This is a genomic window from Bradyrhizobium erythrophlei, from assembly GCF_900129425.1.
GTDB lineage: Bacteria > Pseudomonadota > Alphaproteobacteria > Rhizobiales > Xanthobacteraceae > Bradyrhizobium > Bradyrhizobium erythrophlei_C.
The window spans coordinates 1382791-1406109 of sequence record NZ_LT670817.1; the positions used below are offsets into that span (position 1 = coordinate 1382791).

Sequence of the window (23319 nt, forward strand, 5' to 3'; positions counted from 1 at the left end):
TACACATCGGGGAATCTCGAGATTCCGGGTTCGACGCTGCGCGTCGCCCCGGAATGACAGCGGAGGGCCTACGCAAACACGCTGTGATCGATCGGTCCGTTCGGCACCACATAGCCATAGCGCGTGTTCGACGGCTCAGGTCCCGCCTTCTCGTATTCCGCCTTCATCATCGCGAAGCGGTCGCCCTTGACGTCGAGCATCGCACGCTTGGGCTGGATGTTGTAGAGCCGCGCGTTGTTGTCGCCGAAGATCGCGGTCTTGACCGGGCCGTCGGCGGCTCCGAGCGGGGCGAAGCCGAATTTCTTTTGCATCACTTCGGGAATCTCCAGCCGGCGCAGGCCTTCGATCTGCCATTGCGGCGCCCCGGTCCACAGTGCGTCCGTGCCCCAGCAGACGTGATCGACGCCGAGGCCCTTGATCAGCGTACCCATGAGCGCCGCGCAGACATTGGGTTCGGCCACCAGCGTGGTTGCGAACAGTTGGCCGACGTCGCCATAGACATTGCTGACGCCGTACTGCGCCGGGATGTCCGCCAAATCACTGGTCCAGGAAATCCGCCCGGTGCGCTCGAACTCGGCCAGCGCCTGCTTCGGATCGCCGCCGACGTGCCGATAGGCGGAGTGATAGATGATAAAATTGAGCTGCGGCCAGTCCTTGGCCGCCTGACCGACGTCGGCGACGTCGGCGAAGCCGCGCAGGTTAGGAAACTGCTTCTCGATGCCGGGGGGAAACAGTCCCTTGTGAACGCAGACATCCTTGATGCCGGCCTTCACCATTTTCTCATAGCCCTTGTAGGTGACCTTCTCGTCGTCCATCCGCCAGGGATAGCGGCTGATGTCCTTATGGGTATTGTCGCCGACGGTGTAGCCCTTGCAGGATTCCGGGTTGAGCGCGAGGCCGGCGTCGAGATTGTCGAGCCAGCCGGGCTGCCCCGGCGTGAAGATCATATGCGAGAACAGCCGCCGCGAGCCGGCTTCGTCGTTGACCTTCTTGCGCGCGTCGGCCATCTGCTGGTTGGTCAGGAACCAGTCCTGCTCGATGTCGGAAGGCGCCGACGAGATCAGCGCGATCTTGGTGTCGCTGTCGAGAAACATCTCTTTCTTGTAGTTGTTGAATTTCAGATCCTCGATGGTCTGCTCGTGGTCGCTCAATTCCTTGTTCCAGCCGGCCTTGCCGACCGCCCTGCGCATGTCGACGAAGGTGGTGATGCGGGTGTCGTCGCGCAGAAAATGCGTATGCATGTCCATGATGAACTGGTCCTTCAGCGCATTGGCGCGCTCCTGGGCCATCGCGGGCGTGGCGGCTTCCGCCGGCGTCGCGTCGAACAGCGCTCCGTAGACTTCGTTCATCGCCACGAAAGAGGCCGCCATGCCGGCGGCGGTCTGGAAGAACCGGCGGCGGTCGAGGCCCTGTTTGCCGCCGAGGTCGTCGGCCATCGCCAGCAGCCGTGCCTCGACCTCGCGTTGCCGCTCGTTCTGCGGGTCGGGATAGAATTCGTCGGATGCCACGATCTGGGTCGGGATCGGCGTCTGGTATGCACATAATTCAGACGGCATCAGCGCGGCAAGTTCTGCTTCGGTCAGTTGGCTGCTCACGGTTTTTACTCCCTAGTTCGGCTGCCGGATTGTTCCGGTCGGTTATTGGCAGGAAAGACTAACCCTATTGCGGCAGGCGGGCTATACGCCGCGTGCTGTGATATTCAAAAATTCGTGCGGTGCGCTTTGTTTCTACCGAAGCGTTTGCGCTCTCTATTCGTCATGACCGGGCTTGTCCCGGCCATCCACGTCTTTCCTTGCAATCGAGCTTAAGCACAAGACATGCTGCCCGGCACAAGGCCGGGCATGACGGCTACGGACGCCCGCTGCTTTCGAACGCTGCGCTGGTCTGCTACGCTTGGCATTGCGGGCACCGGACGAAAGCTCTCGGGCCGACAAGGAGAGAAACATGGCGAAACCAAATCATCCACTGGCGCGGCGCGCGGTCATCAAGGGCGCGGGGCTCGGTCTTATGGCCGGGACTATCGGTGCCGCGCTGCCCGTCTCGGGCGCCGTTGCGGCAACCGCGGATGGCGGCGAGATCTGGAGCAGCGAATACTGGGCAAAGAAGGGCGACGTTCCGCTGTGGATGTTTCGCAAGCGGCTCGGCGCGCCGAAAGCCGGCGAGCCTTCACGGCCGGTGCTGTTCTTCGTGCATGGCTCCTCGGTCACGTCGCGGACGTTCGATCTCAACGTGCCCGGCCACGGCGAATATTCCGTCATGAATGAATTCGCTCGCTATGGCTTCGACTGCTGGACCATGGACCATGAAAATTACGGCAAGTCCGGGCGTACCTCCGGCAATTCCGACATCGCCAGCGGTGTCGAGGACCTGAAGGCGGCGGTTGAGGTCGTGACCAAGGAAACCGGCCGGCAGAAATTCCATTTTCTCGGCGAGTCCTCCGGTGCGCTGCGCGCCGGCGCCTATGCCATGGTGGCGCCGGAGCGCGCCGACCGGCTGGTGCTGGCCGCGTTCACCTACAAGGGCGAGGGCTCGCCGACCCTGACAAAACGCGCCGAGCAACTGGCTTATTACCGCACCCACAACATGCGCAAGCGCGATCGCGACATGATCCGTTCGATCGCCACCCGCGACAAGCCCGGCACCAGCGACCCCGCCGCGGTCGAGGCGCTGGCGGATGCCGAGATGCAATTCGGCGACCAGGTTCCGACCGGCACCTATCTCGACATGACCGCCAATCTGCCGCTGGTGCATCCCGACAAGGTGGTTTCGCCGGTGCTGCTGGTGCGCGGCGAATATGACGGGATCGCTACCGTCGCCGATATCGAGCAGTTCTTCAATTTGCTGCCCAACGGCGACCGCCAGTTCGTCATCCTGCCGGGAACCGCGCATTCGGTGACGCTCGCCACCAACCGGCAATTGTTCTGGCATGTCGCCCGGGCCTTCCTCACCATGCCGACCCCGATCGCGACCTGAGATAAGAGCGTCGAAATAACGCTTTTCCGCAAAGACCGTGATGCCCGGCCTTGTGCCGGGCATCCACGTCTTTTTTTCCCAGCCAGAAACAAGACGTGGATGGCCGGGACGAGCCCGGCCAAGACGAAAGAGGTGCCGTTCTCCGCGAAGTTTCGTGGAAATAATTTATGTGAGATGTCGGGAGCGCATCGCCCACTTCGTCTTATGGACGATCGGAACGACAAAAGAGGAACCCGCCTATGTCAAAAATCTCCCCCTGCCTGTGGTTCGACGGCGAGGCCGAGGAGGCCGCGAATTTGTACGTTTCGCTGCTGCCGGATTCCAGGATCGAGAAGGTGCAGAAGAACACCGTCGACAGCCCCGCCGGAAAGGCCGGCTCGGTGCTGGTGGTGGAGTTCACGCTCGCCGGCCAGCGTTTCATGGCGCTGAACGGCGGCACGCGGTTCGAATACACCCCCGCGGTCTCTTTCAAGATCGACTGCGCCGATCAGGCCGAGGTCGATCGGCTCTGGGACAAGCTGTCCGCCGATGGCGGGTCGGTCCAACGCTGCGGCTGGCTCAAGGATCGCTACGGCTTGTCGTGGCAGATCGTGCCCTCGGTACTGCCGGAATTGCTGGGAGGCCCCGATCGCGCCGGCGCGCAGCGGGCGATGGCCGCGATGATGCAAATGATAAAACTCGACATCGCTGGCCTGCAGAAGGCCTATGAGGGCAAGTCAGCGGCGTGAACGGAACATTTCGGCGAGCCTGTGGTGCCGAAAATTCCTAGTAGTTTGCCCGCAATCCGACGCCGCCGTGGACGGTGTTGCCGACCGGCTGCGGACCCAGAGTGCCGTTGACGAAGAGGTCGGCGACCCAGCCTTTGGTGATGCGGAAGCCGAGCCGGCCGCCATATTCGAACCAGTTCTGGTTGCCAATGGTCGGCACCACGGTGCCGTCGCCGGTCACGGTGGCGACGATGCCGGAACGGGTTGCAAAGGACTGCACGAATCCGCCATTGACGTCGCCCTCGACGCTGCCGCCGAACAGATGTGTCCATTGTCCGCCGACCTTGACCAGATTGGTTTTATCGGTGCCGGTGGCGATCGAGGCGTCGAACGGATTGAACGCCGCGGACGGGTCGGTATAGCCGTTCACCCGCTGCCACAACTGCCAGACTTCGACCGAGGCCGCGATCTCGTCGCGCGGCGACAGCCGGCTGACCCAGCCCGCCCGGCCATAGACCCCGTAGTTGGCGCTATTGGTTTCGCTATCAAGCGTCACCGCGCCGAGGCTCGTCAGATAGCTGCGGGTGTAGCGCACCTTCTCGAACGGCGTGAGGATGGCGCCAATGTCGAAGAACGGCCGCGACGATCCCCAGTCGACGAAATCATAGCGAAGCGCGAACGCCCCGATCGGCGCGCTGGTGACGCTGTATCCGCCTTCGCTGTATCGGGTATAGGCGATGCCCGCAAGCAACGACAGGTTCGGCGTGAGCTCCTTGCGGCCGTGAATGCCGGCAGAAAACGACCCCGCGGAGCCGAACGCACTGATGCAATCGCTGCAATTGACCTGTTCGTTGACGCCCAGCAGCACCGTGCCGAGCACCCGGTTGGTGATCATCTGGTTGAAGCGTTGGTTGGCGAGGCCGCCGATTGATCCGCCGCTCGAACTCGCGCCGGTTGGTGTCGGTGTCGGACTTGGAGAAGGGGAAGGCGTGGGCGTCGGCGTAGGCGTAGGTGAGGGGCTCGGAGTTGGTGTGGGAGTTGGCGTCGGCGTCTGCGCGGATGCCGGAACGGTTTGTGCCGCGATCAGCACAAGCGAAATTGCCGCCGTAACCGCGGCCGACATGACCAAGTTACTTGCGCGTTTTGGCATCGTCAGCGCCCGCACAGCATGCCGGTGGGATCGCTGCCGTCATCGAGGGGAGGCGTTACCGCAGGCGTGGCGTCCGCAAATTGCGTGACGGTGCACAACCCTGCCGCTGCGCCGCAGGTCGAGGTAAAGGTCCAGGGCGGGTTGTTGGTCTTCTGAATCGTGACCCTGCCGCCGGTCGATGTGATCACTGCGGTATCGCCGGGCTGCGTCAGCTCGATGCACTGAAAACCGAGGGTGCAGACCCGCGAGGCGCCTTCCTGCAGCACCACCGTCGTCTTGCCCCGCAGCGACAAAATATCGAGGATGGTGCCGCGTACGCCGATCGTCGCCAGCGGCGTGGTGATCCTGTAGGCGGTCTTTTCGGAATGTCCGGTGACGAAGCGAAACGCGCCCGATGTCAGCCTGATCGCGATATCGCGATAGCTGTGCTCGTCGTCGAAAACAGTGCGGTCGAGCTTGATCGTCGAGCTGGGGCCGAGCGACAGATTGGTGCTGTCGGCCATCACCAGCCGCGCCGCGCTGGCAAGGCCGGTGCGCACGATTTCGTCGCGCAGCACGCCGTCGCCGACGTTGATCTGGCTGGTCGCCGATCCCATGACGCGGACGACTTCGTTCTGGACAACCGCCGCTTCGCCGACCCGGGCTTGCGCGTGAGCGGGATCTGCCGCAAGCCCTGCCGCCAGGCAAAGCACGGAAATATAAAGAACGCCGCAACGCCAATTCATTTCAATACCGATCGATCATCCCGTCGGATCGCGCGCGCCCGCGATGTTGTATATTTATCACAAGCCGACCCTCACCTGCCCGCCAGTTAGTGTCCGCGAAGTCGAAACGCGTTCATTGCAATGGACTCAAAACGCGTGCGCCCCCAAACTTGATTCGTCGCAACGCGATCCCTTCGTGAACCCTGTGTTTGAATCCCCTTCGGTCCCCAACAGTTCGATCGCGCGGAATAGTGCCGTCGCCGTCATTATATTCTTCACAGCCCACTTCGCGCTTCTGGTTGGTGTGACGACGCCGGACAAATTTGTTTTCGACGAAGTTCACTACGTGCCGGCCGCCCGCCAAATGCTTGAGCCGGTGTTGCCGACACCGATGCTCAATCCGATGCATCCGCCGCTGGCAAAGCAGTTGACGGCCTTGTCGATCCGCACGTTCGGCGACGGGCCGCTGGGCTGGCGTTATCCGAGCGTATTGTTCGGAGCGCTCGCGGTCGTTGCGATGTATCTCTGCGGGCTGGTGCTGTTCGCGGGCCAGGGTCCCGCGGTGGCGTCGGCCTTGCTTGCCTTCTTCAACCAGATGCTGTTCGTGCAGTCGCGGATCGCGATGCTGGATATTTCCGCGCTCGCGTTCGGCCTGCTGGCGATCGCAGCCTTCATGTACGGCTTCCGGAAAACTAGGCCGCACCTCTGGTTCGCGCTTGCAGGTCTCGGTTTCGGTCTCTCGAGCGCCTGCAAATGGAGCGGATTATTTCCGCTCGCCACCTGCATCGTCATCGTCATCGTGATCCGCCTGATGCAAGCCTGGCGCACGCTGTTTGCCGACGGCAACGATGACGACTGGTACCGGCCCGGCCTGTGGCCGGATTTCAGATACGCTCACTTCGCCGCCTGCTTGGTGCTGGTTCCGGCGATCGTCTACCTCGCGACCTTCGTCCCGCTCTATGGATTGTCGGTGCCCGACATCCTGGAGGCACAACGCCGGATCTTTGGCGACAACACCACGACCGCGATCGCGGGCCACACCTATATGAGCGCCTGGCCGTCCTGGCCGTTTCTGGTACGGCCGGTATGGTATTTGTTTGACAAGATCGACGACGACCGCATCGCCGCCGTCGTATTCCTCGGCAATCCACTGGTGCTGTGGCCGGCGCTGCCGGCGCTCGCGGTTTGCCTGCGCGACTGGATCGTGACTCGGCGGGCCGATGCCTTCCTGATCCTGTCGTTTTATTTCGGACCGTATCTCGCTTGGGCGATGCTGCCGCGCACCCTGGGATTCCTGTATTATTATTTGCCGTCCGCCACGGTCGCCAGTCTGGCGCTGGTGTACGTCCTGCGGCGCGGCAACAGCCCGCGCTGGGTGCTATGGGCCTTCGTTGCGCTCGCGTTTGCGGGCTTTGCCGCGATGTTGCCGGTCTCGGCCGCGTTCGTGGGAACGTCGATGGAGAGCTTCAACCGGCTGATGATTTTTCAGAATTGGATTTGAGGAGATCGCTGGCCGCGGTCTCCTCCAGTCAACCTGGCTTGGCCCGCCGTCATCGACAGCGCGGCTCCGAGCGTGATCTCCGCGGCCGTGGAAATTTTGAAAAAGCTGGTCATGGTCTTGATCCTCGCTGTTACGCCTTTGGGGGCGTTGATGGGCAGAGGATAGGACGGGCCAGGGGGCTTGAATGTGAGTTAGGTCACGAAGGGATTACTTACCCCATCGGTGGAACTTGCTGAGGGCACCTGAAGTTGGCGTTCGGTCAAAATGGGGGTTCGACCATGTTGATGCGTGTAATTGCAGCCCTGATGCTCGCTGGTAGCCTTTTAATCGTCAGCGCGGCCAACGCCGCGGATGGATGCGGTCGCGGTTGCCACGCAACCGTGTCCGGTGCCTGTGTCATCGATGGCTGGACGACTGGGGCGTTTCCCAACGAATGTCCGGTGGAGGAACGTTTATTCGACCTTGCCCGGCGATCACGGCATCCGGTGGGGAGGCACCATCGGCGGGTTGCCAGCCGCGGGGAAAAAGCAGCTGCCCCGCCTGAGTGACTCACGTCACAGTCCGCACCGGGGAACCGGATCACATTGCTCCCATCAGATCGGCCAGGGGTCGGTGCAGGCCGGCCTTGCCGACATGAAATCCGCCGGTCGAGGCGCCGAACACGCCTGTTGTCACCACCGGCTCGGTCTCGGAAGTCGAGCTCGAGTTCTGGCGCTCGATCAAGGACTCCAACAAGCCGGAAGAAGATCGGCTCACGGCGGCGATCCGGTCGCAAAGCCGTCGCGGCAGCGCCGATGTGTGGACAATAAATCGGCCAGATGCGAGCTTAAGAATGTCCCTCGCCAACAAAAACCAAAAAAGTGAAACTTCCGGCCTTGTTCTCATCACCAAAAAGACAAAGCGAATATCAGGGCTACCGCGGGACCCTGCCCGATCGTTCGGCATATCCGATGCCCATCCTGGTCGGCGCAGCCATGATCGCGGGGGCTATTTTGTTGTCCACGCTGATCACGGCTGTCGGCACGAGGTTCGTGGGCATCGACAGTCCGACCGAGGAAAGCATGTGGCTGGTCGATCGGCTCACCGGCAGCGTCTATAAATGCCAGGCAGCCGCGGAGCGCGGCAAAGCATCCTGCGAGGCTGAACTCGCGACCGGGAGTATCGGGGACCAGCAGAAGCACTGAGCGGGACCCGGTCATGCTCCGATCGCGAGGTCGTGGGCGTTCCGGACTTCGGCTTTGAGCTTACTGGTCCACTCGCCTGTGGGGTTCAAGCCGAACGGAGAGGGCGAACGCCGCCGGATTTGCCAGGTGGCGCATTTTCCGAAATCTGTGGCGCGCGACATCGGCGAATCCCGCTACATTGCCGCCAGCATGCCCCGCACCAATACACTCCATCCCCTGACGACATCCCAGGGCCGCCACATCTGGCTGCGCGCCCAGCGGCTCGACACTTCCGAACCGTTCGGTGAGGGACCGCAGGCGACGGCTGCCGCGGTGGAGCATCTCGGCTATGTGCAGATCGACACCATCAACGTCATCGAGCGCTCACACCACCACATTCTCTGGACCCGGATCCCGAACTACCGGCGCGCCGACCTGCGGCAGGCCCAGAGCGTCGACAAGAGCGTGTTCGAATACTGGACCCATGCCTTGTCCTATGTGCCGGTGAAGGACCTGCGCTTCTTCATGCCCGCCATGAAACTCCACCGGCGCGAGGGGCACAAATGGCTCTCCTCGGTTACTCCAGTGGATTTACGCAAGGTCATGCGGCTGATCCGGCGCGATGGCGCGCTGACCATCCGCGACATCGACGACGACGTGCTGGTCGACAAGCAGCATCTGTGGGCAAGCCGCAAGCCGTCGAAGCGGGCGCTGCAACTGGCGTTCTACCAGGGCCTGCTGACGATCTCCGAGCGCAACGGCATGCTCAAGACCTATGAGTTGATGGCCCGGCATTTCGGCTGGGACACGTCGCCCAATCAACCGCCCAAACCCGCCTCCGCGCGCGAGGTCAATTCCTATCTGCTCGACCGCGCCCTGCGCGCGCAGGGGCTCGTGAGTCTGGATTCGATCTGCCATCTCGCCGCGCCGAGCAAGGCGGCGATTCGGCGCCTGATCGAGCCCAGGGTGCGCGCCGGGGAACTGGTGCCGGTCGCGCTCGAAGGCGCGGGCAAGCAGGAGCATTGGGCGCGGCCGCAGACGATGGAGAGCGCCGGCGGCGCCGCTTCCGAACTGGTCCACATCCTCTCCCCGTTCGATCCCCTGATCATTCAACGCAAGCGCACCCGTCTGTTCTTCGATTACGACCATCGCTTCGAGGCGTATGTCCCGAAGGAGAAGCGGGTGTTCGGCTATTTCGCGCTGCCGGTTCTGGCGGGAGAGGACATCGTCGCCGCGCTCGATCTCAAGACCGATCGCAAAAGCCGAAAATTGCTGCTGCAGAAATGGAGCTGGGTCGGGGTTGGTGCCCGGAGGGGCGCGCGCAAGGATTTAAAGCGCCGTATCGAGGAGGAGCTCCATCGGTTCGAGCGGTTTCAACTGGCGGGTGACGGGAACCAGCCGGCTTCGCCTCAGTTAGCCCGGGATAATCAATCCCTGGAGGGCGTCATGGACAACGACAAATCGATCCTGGAAAAGATAGCCGATACCGTGAAAGACATTGCGACGCTTGCGAGTGATGCTGCCAGCCATGCCCTGAAGGCCGAAGAGCCACCGCTGAAGGCTGGCGAGCAGCCGGCGGTGGCGTACATGCCGCTGGCTGGCGATGCTCTCGTTTCCGATCCCATGATGATGGTGCCGCCGATCGCGGTTGCTCCCGCTCCGAGACGGAAACGCGCGGTCCCAAAGCGAGCGGCGAAGAAGGCGAGCAAAAAGGCCGCAAAAAAGGTGGCCAAAAAATCTGCCAGCAAGGCAGCCAGGAAATCCGTGGCGAAGAAATCCGTGGCCAAGAAATCCGCCGCGAAGAAAACAAGGAAGGCCGCCAAAAAGAGCGCGAAAAAAGCCAGCAAGAAATCGGCGAAAAAGGTCGCGAAGAAAGCCCGCAGAGGAAAGCGCGGCTAATTCATCGCCCTTCGTTTTTCGATACCCGAAACTTCAGCTCCTCCACCTTCGACAACAGAAATTTCAGCAGCGGCGAGGTGTTGGCCTCGTTGTAGCCGAGCACGAGGTCGACCATCGGCGGCGCGCCCTGGATCGGCCGGCTGACGATGGTTTTCGGCAGCAGGTTTTTCGCATAGAGCGGCATCAGGCAGATGCTGCCGGTGGAGGCCACCAGCGAAATCGCCATCGCGATATTTTCGGCCTGGTGATCGGGCTTCAGCGCAATACCGGTACGCTTGGCATATTCGCCAATGACGGCGTGCAGCGTGGGTGCCCGGATCGCTGACACGCCGATGAATGTTTCGCCGGCGATATCCTGCGGGCGGATCGAACTTCGCGCTGCCAGCGCGTGATCGCGCGGCATCACCACGATCAATGGATCCTTTCGCAACGGCTTGAATTTCAGGCCGGGCGCCTGCTTCTCCGGGCGCAAAAAAGCCAGATCGATCTTGCCGCGGATCAGACCCGCGGCGAGATCGGGCGAATCCTGGCTGTGGATGACGACTTCGGTCGCCGGTAGTTCAGCGTGCAACATTTCCATCACCGCCGGCAGCCAGTCCATCTCATAGCCGGTCAAAAAGCCGATCGCGAACGACGCTCTCGCCGGTTGCGATGCCCGCCGCGCCGCCTCGCCGGCGGCCTCGACCTGCAGCAGCGCCACCCGCGCGTGGTCGAGAAACACGCGCCCCGCTGCGGTCAGTTCGATGCCGCGGGGCCCGCGGATCAGGAGTTGAACGCCAAGCTCCCTTTCGAGGTCGTGAATCTGCCGGCTCAGCGAGGGCTGCGCGGTATGCAGCCGCTTCTGCGCCGCCACCGTCAGGCTGCCCTCTTCGGCCACGGCAACGAAGTAGCGCAGGTGTCGGAGCTCCATGGATAGCTATCCCTCAAAAGTATGGCTTCGAGCTTACAAAGTCTTTCTCCGGCGCGCCAGTACGACCTACATCCTCAACAACGGCAGTCAATAGGTGTCAGCGAGAGCACATATCCGCTCAGAACTGAAGCTTCCGGAAAGGCCCAACAGGCATACCGGGCCGTCCTTTGAAGGAGTAATCACATGAGCAATCCCGTTGTCCTGATCACCGGCGCGCTGACCGGCATCGGTCGCGCTACCGCGCTCGCCTTCGCCAACGAAGGCGCCCGTGTCGTCGTCTCCGGCCGCCGCGATGACGCCGGCCAGGCGCTGGTCAGCGAACTTCGCGCCGCCGGCGCGGAAGCCGAATTCATTCGCGCCGACGTCCGCCGCGACAACGACGTACAGAACCTGGTCGACAAGACCGTGGCCCGGTTCGGCCGCCTCGACGTCGCCGTCAACAATGCCGGCACCGAAGGCACGCCCGGCCCGGTCACCGAACAGACGGCGGAGAGTTACGCCGCCACCTTCGATACCAACGTGCTTGGCGTGCTCCTGAGCCTGAAGCATGAGCTGCGCGTGATGCAGGCGCAGGGCGCCGGCAGCATCGTCAACGTGTCCTCGACGATGGGCCATCGCGGCGCACCCGGCGCCTCGCTCTATACCGCAAGCAAGCACGCGGTCGAGGGGCTGACCAAGTCGGCGGCCCTGGAAGCGGCTTCGTTCGGCGTCCGCGTCAACGCCGTCGCGCCGGGCCCGATCGACACCGCGATGCTCGATCGCTTCACCGGGAGTGCCGACCGCAAGGCCGGCCTCGTCGCCGGCGTGCCGCTGAAGCGTACGGGCCGGCCGGAAGAGATCGCCGATGCCATCCTGTTCCTGGCATCCGGCAGGGCCTCGTTCGTCACCGGCCAGATCGTCGACGTCAATGGCGGCAAGACCGCTTCCTGAGACTTCTTCCCGAGGCGTCGAAAAGCGCTTCACCGAATTCCTCGCACCCAAACCGGACAATTGACATGACCGACCTCACCAGCAGAACCGCACTCGTCACCGGCGCATCGCGCGGCATTGGCCGCGCCACCGCCCGCGCGCTCGCCGCCGCCGGCGCTCGCGTTATCGTCCACTACGGCAACGCGGCCAGGGAGGCCGAATCGCTGGTTGCCGAAATCCGTGCCTCCGGCGGAAAGGCCGACGCCGTCGGCGCCGACCTCGGCGCGCCCGACGGCGCCCACAAGCTCGCGGTGCAAGTCCGCAAGATCGCCGGCGAACAGCTCGACATTCTCGTTGCCAATGCCGGCATCGCAACGGCCGCCAGTATCGAGGACCAGACCGTCGAGGAATTTGATCGCATGTTCGCGGTCAACGTCCGCGCACCGTTCTTTCTGGTGCAGCAATTGTTGCCGCTGCTCGGCGAAGGTGCCAGCGTGGTGCTGCTGTCGTCGCTGGCGGCGCGCGCTTCCGTGAGTCTGTTGCCGGCCTATGCCGCGACCAAGGGCGCGATCGATACGCTGGTGAAACATTTCGCGGCGCTGCTGGGGCCACGCGGCATCCGCGTCAACGCGGTGGCGCCCGGCGTGATCGACACCGAGATGTCGAAGTTCGCAACGACCGACGAAGGCCGCCAGTTCACGCTTTCGATGCAGGCGCTGCAGCGCATCGGTCACGCCGACGATGTCGCCGACGTCGTCGCCTTCCTCGCCTCCGATGCCGCGCGCTGGGTGACCGGCGATACCGTTCAGGTCGGCGGCGGCTCGAAACTCTGATTTATCGGGAGGTTAAAATGAAACTCTATCAATCGAACGCCTCGCCCAATTCCCGTCGGGTCAGGATCTTTTTAGCGGAGAAAAGCATTTCGATGCCGCTGGTGCCCGTCGATCTCGGCGCCAAAGAACAATTCTCCGACGCTTACGCGGCGATCAATCCGCGCCGCGTGGTTCCGACCTTGGTGCTCGACGACGGCACCGCGATCGGCGAAGTGCCGGCGATCCTGCGCTATCTCGAGGAAGTCCATCCCGAGCCGCGGCTGCTCGGCGTCACACCGAGGACCAAGGCGGAGGTCGCGATGTGGGAGCGGCGCGCCGAGATGGAAGGATTTGCATCCGCCATGGAGGCGGTGCGCAACGCCGTTCCCGGTCTCAGGAACCGGGCCATTGCCGGGCCGCATGATTACGAACAGATTCCGGCGCTGGTCGAGCGCAGCCGGCTGCGCGTGCGGAATTTCTACGCTGACTTCGATGCCCGGCTCGGCGAGGTGCCCTTCGTGGCCGGCGACCAATTTTCGGTCGCCGACATTACCGCCATCGTCACCGTCGATTTTGCGACCAAAGCCGCCGGTCTGCCGATGCCGGAGCAGCATGTCGCTCTGAAGCGCTGGTACGATTCCGTCTCAACCCGTCCCAGCATGGCGGCGTAGCCGACCGAATCCCGACATCGCAAAGCGATCGAGCAGCGTTGCCAGGACGATTCCGACGGCGTAGGCGAGCATGTCCCACGGCGAGAAGATGCGGCCGAGCAGCAGCGCGCCCGCCAATGTCAGCCGGAAGGCGTCGAGCCAGGGAGTATGAATCAGCCGAAACAGTTCCACGCCAACAGCGATCGAGGCGGCAATCAGCGCGATACCCGGTCGTGACAGGCGTGAAGCCCTCATCGCGACAAGGAGGAAAACCATCATCGCCCACAGCACGGAGCCGCCATATTTCACGATCAGTGCCGGCAGCCCGAGACCGAACCCAAATCTGCGCAATGCGAGGCCGGAAATTACAAGCGAAAGACAAAGACAGGCGCGGGTGATCAGCATCCCGCCGGCTCGTCGGCGACGGGGATCGTCAGTTCGAAGGCCGTGCCCTGGTCGGAATCGATGAGGCGGATCGCGCCACCATGGGCATCCAGCATGGCGCGAACGATCGCGAGCCCCATCCCGGTCCCGCCGCTGTCGCGGCGCGTCGTGAAGAAAGAGTCGAAGATCTGCGCCCGATTGTTGGACGAGACGCCTTCGCCGTTGTCGATGATGTTCACGCGAAGCAGATTTCCCAGTCGCTTGGCGGATAGTTCAAGCGTCGAACTCTTGTGACGCATGGCGTTGTCGGCGAGATTGGAAAAGATGATGGCGGCATTTTCCTCAGATATGCGCATCGGCGTCTCGAGGTCGCCATTTGCCCGAATATCGAGCGAGGCGAAGGCCGAGCGCAGACCGGCAATCGTGCCGTTCAGGGTCGCGGCACCGAGCGCAACCGGATTTTCCGCGCGGGCGAGGTCGCGCAAGCGGCCGGAGATTTTTGCGAGCCGGTCGGCGTCCGCGACGATGTTGTCGAGGAACTTGCGCCTGTCCTCGTCGTCCATGACCGGCGCGTCGACATCGTCGCGCAGCAGTTCGGCGGCGCCCTGGATCGACGTCAGCGGCGATTTCAGCTCGTGCGAGACATGGGTGGCGAAGGTCGAGATGAAACTGGAGCGCGTGTTCAGCCGCCTCGCCATGTCGAGGAAGCTCTCTGACAGGCGGGCGAATTCACTGGTGCCGTGGCGCTTGAGTGGACGCAGGGCGTCGCGGTCACCCTTGCCGATCAGGTTGGTCCGCTCGATCAGTTCCCGCATCGGCTCGGTGATGGTGCGATGAAACAGGAACCCGATCAGCAGCGTTGGCACGATCATGGAAAGTATCGCGAGGACGACCTTTCCGCGCTGCTCGTACAGGTACTTGAAGACGTTGCTGGGCGTGCGGGAGGCATAGATGACCCCCGCGACCTGGCCGCGCACGATCACGGGCATCGCCGTGAAGACGCGCACACCGGTTCCCCGGCTGGTGGAATAGAGCGGCGGCGCGTCATGTTTGGAGACGCGTGCGCGCAGGGCGCCGCGGAAGTGTCCCTGCAGCGCCTCGGCGACTTCTTCGAGATGCGCCAGCGACAGCCCGACTTCCTCGCGGCCGGCGATGACGACGCCGTTCGGATCGAGCAGCCGAAACCCCGCCAGCGTCACGTTCTGGGTTGCGATCAGATCCGGCATCATGCGCGCGCCGAGTGCGGTGAAGGCCGGATCGGCCGGCGCCGACGGCGTCCGGGCTTCCGGCCGCGGCGGCAAAACGTCGTCGTTTTCAAGTTCCAGCCGCGGCCAGATCGGCTGGTACGGTTCGGCGGGAGATGTTTGAGCGACGGGCGGAATCCGGGTGCCGAGGGCGACGCCTTGCGGAACTCCGGTTTCGACTTCGCGGCGAAAGATCGCGCCGAGCGCGGCGCTCTGCGCGATCAGCTCGGCCTCGGTCTGCTGGATCAGCTGGGTCTGGTAGATCTTGAGAAAAAACAGGCTGAACAGCGGGATCGAAAGCACGCTGGTCAGAACGACAAAAACGATCAGGCTGAGGCTTGGCCGCCACTTCCGCCGTGGGCCGGGCGTCGCTCTGGGGACGTCGATCAACGCGATGCCCCACAGCGCCCCAGTTTGAAACCGACGCCATGGACGGTTTCGATCACGGACTCGCAGCCGGCCGCGGCCATCTTGGCGCGGATGTTCCTGACGTGGCTGTCGATGGTGCGGTCGGCGACATGGATGTTGCCGGCATAGGCGGCGTCGAGGATCAATTCGCGGGTGAATACGAACCCCGGCCGCGCCAGCAGCGTGCGCAGAATCGAGAACTCAAGGGCGGTCAGCGAAACCGGCGTATCGAGGAAGTTCGCAGTGCGGGCGTCCAGATCGATCGCGAGCCCGCCATGGCTCATGGCCTTGGCCGCGGCCGGCGCCGGCGCGCTTCGAGTCCGCCGCAGGATCGCATTGACCCGTGCCACCAGTTCGCGCGGACTGAACGGTTTCGTGACGTAGTCGTCGCCGCCGATTTCGAGGCCGAGCACGCGATCGATCTCTTCATCACGCGCCGACGGGAACAGGATCGGCGTATCCGAGGTCTTCCTGATCTGCCGGCAGACTTCGAGGCCATCCATCTCCGGCATGCCGATGTCGAGCACGATGAGTTCGTGGACGTTGCGGTCGAACTGGCGCAGCGCCTCCTTGCCGTCCTGGGCGATCGAAATGTTCATCCCGGTTTTTTCGAACGCGAAGCGCACGACATCGCGGATATGCGGGTCATCGTCAACCACGAGAATGGAATGAGCCATGTTCGCGCTAGGCCTTTGCCGCTATCTCTGGGATTCGGCGATATCGTGGGATTGTTAGCCAAATATCGTTCCAGACGCCATGTCCGAAAACTCCAGGCTCGCCCAATTTTCACGTCGATGGGCAAACCAATAGACAGCACTTAAGTCAGCGCGACGCAGGCGGCGGACATTCAGAGCGCGGGAGCAATTTCAAGATCGAATACGGACGCGATCGGCATGATTTTATTTCCCTGACGTGATGAGGGTGAGGTGCCGGGGTTTGGACGTGGACTTGGACACGGACTTGGACTTCGGCCCGTAGCGCTTCGGCAAGGCGACCACGGAAGACGGAGTAGGCGGCGTTTCCAGCCACCAGCCGTCGTTGAGCAGCCGCCGCGGCAGCCGCGATCGCCGGAATTGAACAATGATGATTTTCCCCATGGCCTGACGATGCGCCGCCGATTGGCAGCGCGTTTGTCCGGTATGTTCAGAATTTGCGGAATTTTGTGCAGAATTTGCGCAGACGGCGAGCGCGAAAGAAGGCGGCGGGATTTTCCGGCCTCGCACCAATCGCCCTTTGCTCGACGGCGATGCTAAGAACCCCCGCGGCCACGTTGCCGCCACCAAAAACAAAACCCTGGAAACAAACTCATGAGCCAGTGCGCCGCCATCACCGCCTCATCGACCGGCGCGAAGAGCGAACTCGAGACCTCTACGATCCGCGCGATCTCGTGACGCCTCATTTCCATTTCTGGTGCTGGCGTATTTCTTTTCCTATCTCGACCGCGTGAATCTCGGCTTCGCCGCGCTGACCATGAACGCCGAACTGAAATTCTCGCCGATCGTTTTCTCGCGACGCATCTGCCGCTGGGGCAGGCGAAGTGACGAGCCCTTAGCTAGCCGTCATTCCGGGGCGTGCGTAGCGCGAACCCCAGATGCGCAATTGCGCATCGGGGAATCTCGAGATTCCCCGATGTGGAATTGCACATCTGAGGTCTGGTCCTTCGGACCATCCCGGAATGACGGTGTTGGTTGGAGGCGCGCGAACCGACGGCACATTGCCTTGGGGGGAGGGAAGTCCCGTGTCCATCCGCTGGACACCCGCAGGCATCCTGCTCACGAAATCATGATTGATGACGAATGTTGACAATCGTCAGCAAATAATCAACACTACCGTCGCGCTTAATCGAGGGAAGCTGCCATGTTGGTTCAATCCATTTTATCGAGCTATTCCAAGCTTTTAATCGGTGTATCGCTGGCATTTCTGGCGACCGCGTTGGCCGGTTGCCACGATACGGTCGCCGAGAAAGCCACCCCGTCGCGCCCGGTGCTGGTGGCAACGGTGCATTATGCGGCGGAATCGCCGGAGCGCAGTTTTGTGGGCACCATTCGTCCCCGGATCGAAACCGACATGGGTTTCCGTGTCCCCGGCAAGGTTGCAAAGCGGCTGGTCGAAGTCGGCCAGGCCGTCGACGTCGGCCAGCCGCTCGCCACCCTCGACGAAATCGATCTGAAACTACAGGCCGAGCAGGCCGAGGCCGAATTGCGCGCCGCCACCGGTGTGCTGGCGCAGGCCGCCGCCGCCGAGCAGCGCGCCAGGGATCTGCGTGCCAAGGGCTGGGCCACCGATGCGCAGCTCGATCAGGCCAAGGCTGCCGGCGACGAGGCGCGTGCGCGGCTCAATCGCGCGCAGCGCTCGGTCGAACTCACCAACAACTCGCTGTCTTACGCGACCCTGGCCGCCGACACCCGTGGCGTCGTCACCGCGACCCTGATCGATGCCGGGCAGGTGGTGGCGTCCGGTCAGACCGCGATCCGCGTCGCGCGCTTTGCGGAAAAAGAAGCCGTGGTCGCCATCCCCGAAACCTTGCTGGGACGCGCCAAGGACGGCGTCGCGACGGTTAGTCTTTGGTCGGAGCCGAACAGGAAATACGTGGCAAAACTGCGCGAGGTCGCACCATCGGCCGATCCGGCGACCCGCACCTATCTGGCAAAATTTTCACTGCCCGACGCCGGCGAAAGCGTCTCGCTCGGCATGACCGCGACACTGACGCTGGCCGACCCCGCCACGACGCGGGTGGCGCGGCTGCCATTGTCGGCGCTGTTTTCCGAGGGCGGCGATCCCTCGCTCTATATCGTCGATGACAAGGGCGAGGTGGCGCTGAAGCCGGTCGCGGTCAAATCCTACGAGAGCAACTGCGTCGTCATATCCGGCGGCGTCGATGAGGGCGCCAAAGTGGTCGCGCTCGGTGTGCAAAAACTCGATCCGGCCCAGAAGGTCAGGGTCGTCTCGTCATTGTCGTTTTAGCCCCGTCATTGCGAGGAGCCCAGCGACGAAGCAATCCATACTTTCTTTTCGGCACGATGGATTGCTTCGCTTCGCTCGCAATGACGGCCACAGTTCACATGGTTCTGGAATTTGGAGAGGCGCGATGAAACATTTCAATCTCTCGGCCTGGGCGGTCAGCCATCCCGCGCTTATTTTGTTCCTGATCGTTGCGCTCGGCGCCGCCGGCTTCTTCTCCTATGAAAGACTCGGCCGCGCCGAGGATCCCTTCTTCACCGTCAAGGTGGTGAACGTCTCGGCGATCTGGCCGGGCGCAACCGCGGCCGAGATGCAGACCCAGGTCGCCGATCCCATCGAGAAGAAGCTGCAGGAGCTGCCGTATTTCGAAAAGGTGCAGACCTATTCGAAGCCGGCGTTCACGGCGATGCAGGTCACGTTCAAGGATTCCACGCCGCCCAAGGACGTGCCGTATCTGTTCTACCTGCTGCGCAAGAAGCTCGCCGACGTGCAGGGCGAGCTGCCGTCCGGTTTGCTCGGCCCCGTCGTCAACGACGAATTCTCCGACGTCGATTCCATCCTCTATATGATGACCGGCGACGGCGCCGACTATGCGCAATTGAAGAAGGCCGCTGAAGGCATGCGCCAGCGGCTGTTGAAGGTACCGGGAGTGACAAAAGTCGATCTCTACGGCACCCAGGACGAGCGGATCTTCGTCGAATTCTCCCATGCCAAGCTGGCGACGCTCGGGATCACGCCGCAGGCGCTGTTCGATTCGCTCGCCAAGCAGAACAACGTGGTGCCGGCCGGCACGGTGGAGACCTCCTCGCAGCGCGTGCCGCTGCGCGTCACCGGCGCGCTCGATGGCGTCAAGGCGGTCGCCGAGACGCCGGTCGAAAGCAACGGCCGGGTGTTTCGCCTGGGGGATATCGCCACCGTCACCCACGGCTTCGTCGATCCGCCGACCTTTATGGTGCGTCAGGAAGGCAAGCCCGCGCTCGGCATCGGCGTGGTCACCGCCAAGGGCGCCAACATCCTGGAACTCGGCAAGGACGTTGCCAACGCCACTGCCGAGTTCATGAAGGCGGTGCCGCAGGGCATCAATGTCGACCAGATCGCCGATCAGCCCAAGGTGGTCGAGCGCGCCGTCAGTGAATTCGTGCATTCCTTCGTCGAGGCGCTGGCGATCGTGTTGTTCGTCTCCTTCGTCGCACTGGGTTGGCGCACCGGCATCGTGGTGGCGCTGTCGGTGCCGCTGGTGCTGGCGATCGTGTTTATCGTCATGAATGCGATGTCGCTAGACCTGCACCGGATCACGCTCGGCGCGTTGATCATCGCGCTCGGTCTGTTGGTCGACGACGCCATCATCGCGGTCGAGATGATGGTGGTGAAGATGGAGCAGGGCTGGGACCGCGTCCGCGCGGCGTCCTTTGCCTGGGAATCCACCGCCTTTCCGATGCTCACCGGTACGTTGGTCACCGCGGCCGGCTTCCTCCCGATCGGCTTTGCCAATTCGGCGGTCGGCGAATATGCCGGCGGCATTTTCTGGATCGTGGCGATCGCGCTGGTGGCGTCGTGGTTCGTCGCGGTGATCTTTACGCCCTATATCGGCGTCAAGCTCTTGCCGAATATCACCGTCAGCCACAACCACGATCCGCACGCGGTGTATGAGACGCGCGTGTACCGGATACTGCGCGGCATGATTCAATGGTGCGTCGAGCACCGCATCAAGGTGGTGCTGGCAACCGTCGGCATCTTTGCGCTTGCGATCGTTGGCTTCGGCCACGTCCAGCAGCAGTTCTTCCCGCTGTCCGAGCGGCCCGAACTGTTCCTGCAGCTGCGGCTGCCCGAAGGCACGGCGTTCGGCGTCACCCAGCAATCCGTGAAGAAGGCCGAAGCGCTGTTGAAGGACGACCAGGACATCTCGACCTATACCGCCTATGTCGGCCAGGGTTCGCCGCGGTTCTGGCTCGGGCTCAACCCGCAATTGCCGAACGAAGCCTTCGCCGAGATCGTGATCGTGGCCAAGGACGTCGAGGCGCGCGAGCGGATCAAGGCGCGACTGGAGAAGGCGGTCGATGACGGGGCACTGACCGAGGCGCGGGTGCGGGTCGATCGCTTTAATTTTGGCCCGCCGGTCGGCTTTCCCGTGCAATTCCGCGTGATCGGTCCCGACCCCGAGAAGGTGCGCGACATCGCCTACCGGGTGCGCGACGTGGTCAAGCAGAACGACAAGGTCAAGGATCCCCAGCTCGACTGGAATGAGCAGTCGCCCTACCTGAAGCTGGTGGTCGACCAGGACCGCGCCCGTGCGCTCGGCCTGACCCCGCAGGACGTTTCGCAGGCGCTGAGCATGCTGATCTCGGGCGCGCCGGTGACCACGATCCGCGATGGCGTCGAGAAGGTCGGCGTGATCGCGCGCGCGGTGCCGTCGGAACGGCTCGATCTCGGCCATGTCGGCGATCTCACCGTCACCTCGCGCAACGGGGTCGCGGTGCCGCTAACGCAGATTGCCAGGATCGAATATTCGCACGAGGAGCCGATCCTGTGGCGGCGCAACCGCGACATGGCGATCACGGTGCGCGGCGACGTCGTCGACGGCGTGCAGGCGCCTGATATCACCAACCAGATCTGGCCGAAATTGCAGGAAATCCGTGACAGCCTCGAGCCGGCCTACCGGATCGAGATGGGCGGCGCGATCGAGGAATCGGCCAAGGGCAATGCCTCGATCTTCGTGCTGTTTCCGTTGATGGTCATCGTCATGCTGACCCTGCTGATGATCCAGCTGCAGAGTTTTTCGCGCCTGCTGCTGGTGTTCCTGACGGCGCCGCTGGGGATCATCGGCGCATCGCTGGGACTGAACCTTGCCAACCAGCCGTTCGGCTTCGTGGCGCTGCTCGGACTGATCGCGCTGGCCGGCATGATCATGCGCAATGCGGTGATCCTGGTCGACCAGATCGAGACCGACGTGGCTCACGGCCTGAGCCGCAAGGAGGCCATCGTCGAGGCCACGGTCCGGCGCGCCCGCCCGGTGGTGCTGACGGCGCTCGCCGCGATCCTGGCGATGATCCCGCTGTCGCGTTCGGCGTTCTGGGGTCCGATGGCGATCACCATCATGGGAGGCCTGTTTGTTGCAACCTTCCTGACCTTGCTGTACCTGCCCGGGCTCTACGCCCTCTGGTTCCGGAACAGCCTTGAAGAAAGCAGCCGCAGCGAACAGATTGGTCTTGCGCCGCAGCATCAGGACGAACTCCAACCCGCATTTCCGCTTGCCGCGGCCGCGGAATAATTGAAGATTGAGTACCGACATGGCGTTGATTTCCGAACATACCGAGCCCGATACCCGCGAGCGGATTCTCGTGGTGGCGGAGCGTTTGTTTCGCGAAATCGGCTATCAAAAGACCACCGTCGCCGACATCGCCAAGGTGCTGCGCATGAGCCCGGCGAACGTCTACCGCTTTTTCGATTCGAAAAAGGCAATCCACGAGGGCGTCGCGCGTACCCTGATGGGCGGCGTCGAGGAAGCCGCCGAGGCCATTGCGACCGGGCGCGGACCGGCGGCGCAACGGCTGCGCGAGCTGATGACCACCATCCACCGCATGAACTGCGAACGCTATATCGGCGATTCCAAGCTGCACGAGATGGTCGAAGTCGCGATGGAGGAGAGCTGGGAGGTCTGCGTCGCCCATATGGAGCGGATCACCCAGACCATCGGCGCCGTCATCGCCGAGGGCGTCGCCTCGGGCGAATTCGAAGCCCCCGACGTGCCGCTGGCGGCGATGTGTTCCTGTACCGCGATGATGCGGTTTTTCCATCCGCAGATGATCGCGCAATGCGCCAACAAGCCGGGACCGTCGCTCGACCACATGATCGATTTTGTCTTGGCCGGCCTGGCGTCGCGGGGCAAGGCGGCGAAACGTTGAGAAGCTGAGAGTTCTCTCGTCATTCCGGGGCGATGCGAAGCATCGAACCCGGAATCTCGAGATTCCGGGCCTGGTGCTAACGCACCATCCCGGAATGACGAGTCGAGTAGCCCGGTTGTAGCGGAGCGCAATCCGGGAAAATTCAATCCACTTGCGCTTTAGACCCGGATTGCGCTTCGCTGCGTCCGGGCTACGAAAAAAAGGAAGCTACCACCGTGACCGATAAAGATCTGCACTATTACGAGCCGGTCAACGGCCACGGCCTCAGGCACGATCCGTTCAATGCCATCGTCGCGCCGCGTCCGATCGGCTGGATCTCGTCGCGCGACGCCAGGGGCAACGTCAATCTCGCGCCCTACAGCTTTTTCAACGGGTTTTGTTATACGCCTCCCATTATCGGCTTTTCCTCGACCTCCTGGAAGGACAGCGTCGCCAATATCCAGGAGACCGGCGAATTCGTCTGGAATCTCGCCACCATGGATCTGGCAAAGCAGATGAACGCCACCGCGGCGCATGTCCCGCACGAGGTCAGCGAGTTCGCGATCGCAGGGTTGACGGCGGCCCCCAGCAGGCTCGTCAACGTGCCCCGGGTCGCGGAAAGCCCGGTCTCGTTCGAATGCAAACTGTCCCAGATCATTCAGCTGCAGGGTGCCGACGGCAAAAAGGCGCAGGCCTGGCTCACCCTCGGCGAAGTCGTCGCCGTCCATATCGACAAGGCCATGATCAAGGACGGCGTCTACCAGACCGCGCTGGCGCGCCCGATCGTGCGCGCTGGCCGCAAGGGCGACTATTTTGAAATTCGGCCGGAGGCCATGTTCGAGATGGTGCGGCCGGATTGACCATGTTGCTGTAAGTTGCGTTGCGGCAATCGGGTTGTTCGGAACCGATACGGCACCTTGCCGTTATCCGGCACCCAGCATCCGGGTCAATTTCGCCTTACCCTGAACGCGAAGTGACAAGTGATTCGCACGCTTTCCTGCTAAATTGAGTCGCCATTCAGCGAGCGCGGGACTCGGCCGCGCCGCCATCCCGACCATGAGGA

General features: G+C 62.9%; 20 protein-coding genes and 2 pseudogenes. 14 read left to right on the top strand and 8 right to left on the bottom strand.

Features of this window, described 5'->3' with window-relative positions:
• Window positions 1–68: 68 nt before the first annotated feature.
• Window positions 69–1595 carry an amidohydrolase family protein gene (locus tag B5527_RS06570; RefSeq protein ID WP_079600570.1) on the bottom strand — a complete coding sequence of 509 codons (1527 nt, stop codon included), beginning with the start codon at window positions 1593–1595 and terminating at the stop codon, window positions 69–71.
• Window positions 1596–1944: 349 nt separating this feature from the next.
• Here B5527_RS06570 and B5527_RS06575 point away from each other — a divergent pair, with 349 nt between their 5' ends.
• Both B5527_RS06575 and B5527_RS06580 read left to right on the top strand, forming a co-directional pair.
• Window positions 1945–2973, top strand: a complete 1029-nt coding sequence (locus tag B5527_RS06575; protein ID WP_079600571.1) for an alpha/beta hydrolase — start codon at window positions 1945–1947, stop codon at window positions 2971–2973.
• A 239-nt stretch (window positions 2974–3212) separates the two neighbouring features.
• Window positions 3213–3701 (top strand): VOC family protein, encoded by a 489-nt coding sequence (locus B5527_RS06580; protein ID WP_079600572.1) that lies wholly within the window; start codon window positions 3213–3215, stop codon window positions 3699–3701.
• Between the two features lie 37 nt (window positions 3702–3738).
• Here the strand turns inward: B5527_RS06580 and B5527_RS06585 are convergent, their stop codons facing one another.
• Window positions 3739–4830: a hypothetical protein gene (locus B5527_RS06585; RefSeq protein WP_079607116.1), complete on the bottom strand. Its 1092-nt coding sequence runs from the start codon at window positions 4828–4830 to the stop codon at window positions 3739–3741.
• Window positions 4831–4832: 2 nt separating this feature from the next.
• On the bottom strand, window positions 4833–5555 hold the full coding sequence (locus B5527_RS06590; RefSeq protein ID WP_079600573.1) for a FecR family protein: 723 nt from the start codon (window positions 5553–5555) through the stop codon (window positions 4833–4835).
• 184 nt (window positions 5556–5739) lie between these two features.
• Between B5527_RS06590 and B5527_RS06595 the strand changes: the two genes are divergently transcribed.
• Both B5527_RS06595 and B5527_RS47540 read left to right on the top strand, forming a co-directional pair.
• Window positions 5740–7035 carry a phospholipid carrier-dependent glycosyltransferase gene (locus B5527_RS06595; RefSeq protein ID WP_425305089.1) on the top strand — a complete coding sequence of 432 codons (1296 nt, stop codon included), beginning with the start codon at window positions 5740–5742 and terminating at the stop codon, window positions 7033–7035.
• A gap of 305 nt (window positions 7036–7340) precedes the next feature.
• Window positions 7341–7583: a GCG_CRPN prefix-to-repeats domain-containing protein gene (locus B5527_RS47540; protein ID WP_425305090.1), complete on the top strand. Its 243-nt coding sequence runs from the start codon at window positions 7341–7343 to the stop codon at window positions 7581–7583.
• A gap of 31 nt (window positions 7584–7614) precedes the next feature.
• Here the strand turns inward: B5527_RS47540 and B5527_RS43525 are convergent, their stop codons facing one another.
• Window positions 7615–7980 (bottom strand): hypothetical protein, encoded by a 366-nt coding sequence (locus B5527_RS43525; RefSeq protein ID WP_154072057.1) that lies wholly within the window; start codon window positions 7978–7980, stop codon window positions 7615–7617.
• A gap of 5 nt (window positions 7981–7985) precedes the next feature.
• Here B5527_RS43525 and B5527_RS06600 point away from each other — a divergent pair, with 5 nt between their 5' ends.
• Window positions 7986–8219 (top strand): hypothetical protein, encoded by a 234-nt coding sequence (locus B5527_RS06600; RefSeq protein ID WP_079600575.1) that lies wholly within the window; start codon window positions 7986–7988, stop codon window positions 8217–8219.
• A gap of 189 nt (window positions 8220–8408) precedes the next feature.
• A pseudogene (locus B5527_RS06605) lies at window positions 8409–9581 on the top strand (winged helix-turn-helix domain-containing protein); the annotation flags it as partial.
• 517 nt (window positions 9582–10098) lie between these two features.
• Here the strand turns inward: B5527_RS06605 and B5527_RS06610 are convergent.
• Complete coding sequence (locus B5527_RS06610) at window positions 10099–11007, bottom strand: LysR substrate-binding domain-containing protein (protein ID WP_079600576.1); 909 nt, start codon at window positions 11005–11007, stop codon at window positions 10099–10101.
• Between the two features lie 183 nt (window positions 11008–11190).
• On the opposite strand from B5527_RS06610, the gene B5527_RS06615 reads away from it, so the two are divergent.
• From B5527_RS06615 to B5527_RS06625, 3 genes are all read left to right on the top strand, one after another.
• Window positions 11191–11937, top strand: a complete 747-nt coding sequence (locus B5527_RS06615; RefSeq protein WP_079600577.1) for an SDR family NAD(P)-dependent oxidoreductase — start codon at window positions 11191–11193, stop codon at window positions 11935–11937.
• A 65-nt stretch (window positions 11938–12002) separates the two neighbouring features.
• The gene (locus B5527_RS06620; protein ID WP_079600578.1) at window positions 12003–12749 is read left to right on the top strand and encodes an SDR family NAD(P)-dependent oxidoreductase; all 747 of its coding nucleotides are present in this window, start codon (window positions 12003–12005) and stop codon (window positions 12747–12749) included.
• 17 nt (window positions 12750–12766) lie between these two features.
• Window positions 12767–13399, top strand: a complete 633-nt coding sequence (locus B5527_RS06625; protein ID WP_079600579.1) for a glutathione S-transferase family protein — start codon at window positions 12767–12769, stop codon at window positions 13397–13399.
• On the opposite strand, the gene B5527_RS06630 is transcribed toward B5527_RS06625, so the two are convergent.
• The 3 genes from B5527_RS06630 to B5527_RS06640 are packed head-to-tail and all read right to left on the bottom strand — an operon-like array spanning window position 13373 to window position 16091.
• Window positions 13373–13783 carry a DUF2809 domain-containing protein gene (locus tag B5527_RS06630; protein ID WP_079600580.1) on the bottom strand — a complete coding sequence of 137 codons (411 nt, stop codon included), beginning with the start codon at window positions 13781–13783 and terminating at the stop codon, window positions 13373–13375. The two genes, B5527_RS06625 and B5527_RS06630, sit on opposite strands and share 27 nt — an antisense overlap.
• On the bottom strand, window positions 13777–15396 hold the full coding sequence (locus tag B5527_RS06635) for a sensor histidine kinase (protein WP_245332522.1): 1620 nt from the start codon (window positions 15394–15396) through the stop codon (window positions 13777–13779). The genes B5527_RS06630 and B5527_RS06635 overlap by 7 nt, the downstream gene beginning before the upstream one ends.
• On the bottom strand, window positions 15393–16091 hold the full coding sequence (locus B5527_RS06640) for a response regulator transcription factor (RefSeq protein WP_079600581.1): 699 nt from the start codon (window positions 16089–16091) through the stop codon (window positions 15393–15395). The genes B5527_RS06635 and B5527_RS06640 overlap by 4 nt, the downstream gene beginning before the upstream one ends.
• A gap of 630 nt (window positions 16092–16721) precedes the next feature.
• On the opposite strand from B5527_RS06640, the pseudogene B5527_RS46125 reads away from it, so the two are divergent.
• The 5 genes and pseudogenes from B5527_RS46125 to B5527_RS06670 form a co-directional block, all read left to right on the top strand.
• Window positions 16722–16944, top strand: a pseudogene (locus B5527_RS46125) (MFS transporter); the annotation flags it as partial.
• Between the two features lie 327 nt (window positions 16945–17271).
• A complete protein-coding gene (locus tag B5527_RS06655; RefSeq protein WP_079600583.1) occupies window positions 17272–18378 on the top strand; it encodes an efflux RND transporter periplasmic adaptor subunit in 1107 nt (368 codons plus the stop codon).
• A gap of 124 nt (window positions 18379–18502) precedes the next feature.
• Entirely contained in the window at window positions 18503–21643 is a 3141-nt protein-coding gene (locus tag B5527_RS06660; RefSeq protein ID WP_079600584.1) for an efflux RND transporter permease subunit, read from the top strand.
• A 19-nt stretch (window positions 21644–21662) separates the two neighbouring features.
• Complete coding sequence (locus B5527_RS06665) at window positions 21663–22277, top strand: TetR/AcrR family transcriptional regulator (RefSeq protein ID WP_079600585.1); 615 nt, start codon at window positions 21663–21665, stop codon at window positions 22275–22277.
• A gap of 215 nt (window positions 22278–22492) precedes the next feature.
• A complete protein-coding gene (locus B5527_RS06670; protein WP_079600586.1) occupies window positions 22493–23116 on the top strand; it encodes a flavin reductase family protein in 624 nt (207 codons plus the stop codon).
• Window positions 23117–23319: the final 203 nt, after the last annotated feature.

Bases quoted from the DNA above. Each gene is read 5' to 3' on its own strand.
- B5527_RS06600 (WP_079600575.1), top strand. From the start codon at position 7,986: ATGCCCATCCTGGTCGGCGCAGCCATGATCGCGGGGGCTATTTTGTTG.
- B5527_RS06660 (WP_079600584.1), top strand. From the start codon at position 18,503: ATGAAACATTTCAATCTCTCGGCCTGGGCGGTCAGCCATCCCGCGCTT.
- B5527_RS47540 (WP_425305090.1), top strand. From the start codon at position 7,341: ATGCTCGCTGGTAGCCTTTTAATCGTCAGCGCGGCCAACGCCGCGGAT.
- B5527_RS06585 (WP_079607116.1), bottom strand. From the start codon at position 4,830: ATGCCAAAACGCGCAAGTAACTTGGTCATGTCGGCCGCGGTTACGGCG.
- B5527_RS06610 (WP_079600576.1), bottom strand. From the start codon at position 11,007: ATGGAGCTCCGACACCTGCGCTACTTCGTTGCCGTGGCCGAAGAGGGC.
- B5527_RS06655 (WP_079600583.1), top strand. From the start codon at position 17,272: ATGTTGGTTCAATCCATTTTATCGAGCTATTCCAAGCTTTTAATCGGT.
- B5527_RS06640 (WP_079600581.1), bottom strand. From the start codon at position 16,091: ATGGCTCATTCCATTCTCGTGGTTGACGATGACCCGCATATCCGCGAT.
- B5527_RS06590 (WP_079600573.1), bottom strand. From the start codon at position 5,555: ATGAATTGGCGTTGCGGCGTTCTTTATATTTCCGTGCTTTGCCTGGCG.
- B5527_RS06625 (WP_079600579.1), top strand. From the start codon at position 12,767: ATGAAACTCTATCAATCGAACGCCTCGCCCAATTCCCGTCGGGTCAGG.
- B5527_RS06575 (WP_079600571.1), top strand. From the start codon at position 1,945: ATGGCGAAACCAAATCATCCACTGGCGCGGCGCGCGGTCATCAAGGGC.
- B5527_RS43525 (WP_154072057.1), bottom strand. From the start codon at position 7,980: ATGCCGAACGATCGGGCAGGGTCCCGCGGTAGCCCTGATATTCGCTTT.
- B5527_RS06615 (WP_079600577.1), top strand. From the start codon at position 11,191: ATGAGCAATCCCGTTGTCCTGATCACCGGCGCGCTGACCGGCATCGGT.
- B5527_RS06580 (WP_079600572.1), top strand. From the start codon at position 3,213: ATGTCAAAAATCTCCCCCTGCCTGTGGTTCGACGGCGAGGCCGAGGAG.
- B5527_RS06630 (WP_079600580.1), bottom strand. From the start codon at position 13,783: ATGCTGATCACCCGCGCCTGTCTTTGTCTTTCGCTTGTAATTTCCGGC.
- B5527_RS06665 (WP_079600585.1), top strand. From the start codon at position 21,663: ATGGCGTTGATTTCCGAACATACCGAGCCCGATACCCGCGAGCGGATT.
- B5527_RS06620 (WP_079600578.1), top strand. From the start codon at position 12,003: ATGACCGACCTCACCAGCAGAACCGCACTCGTCACCGGCGCATCGCGC.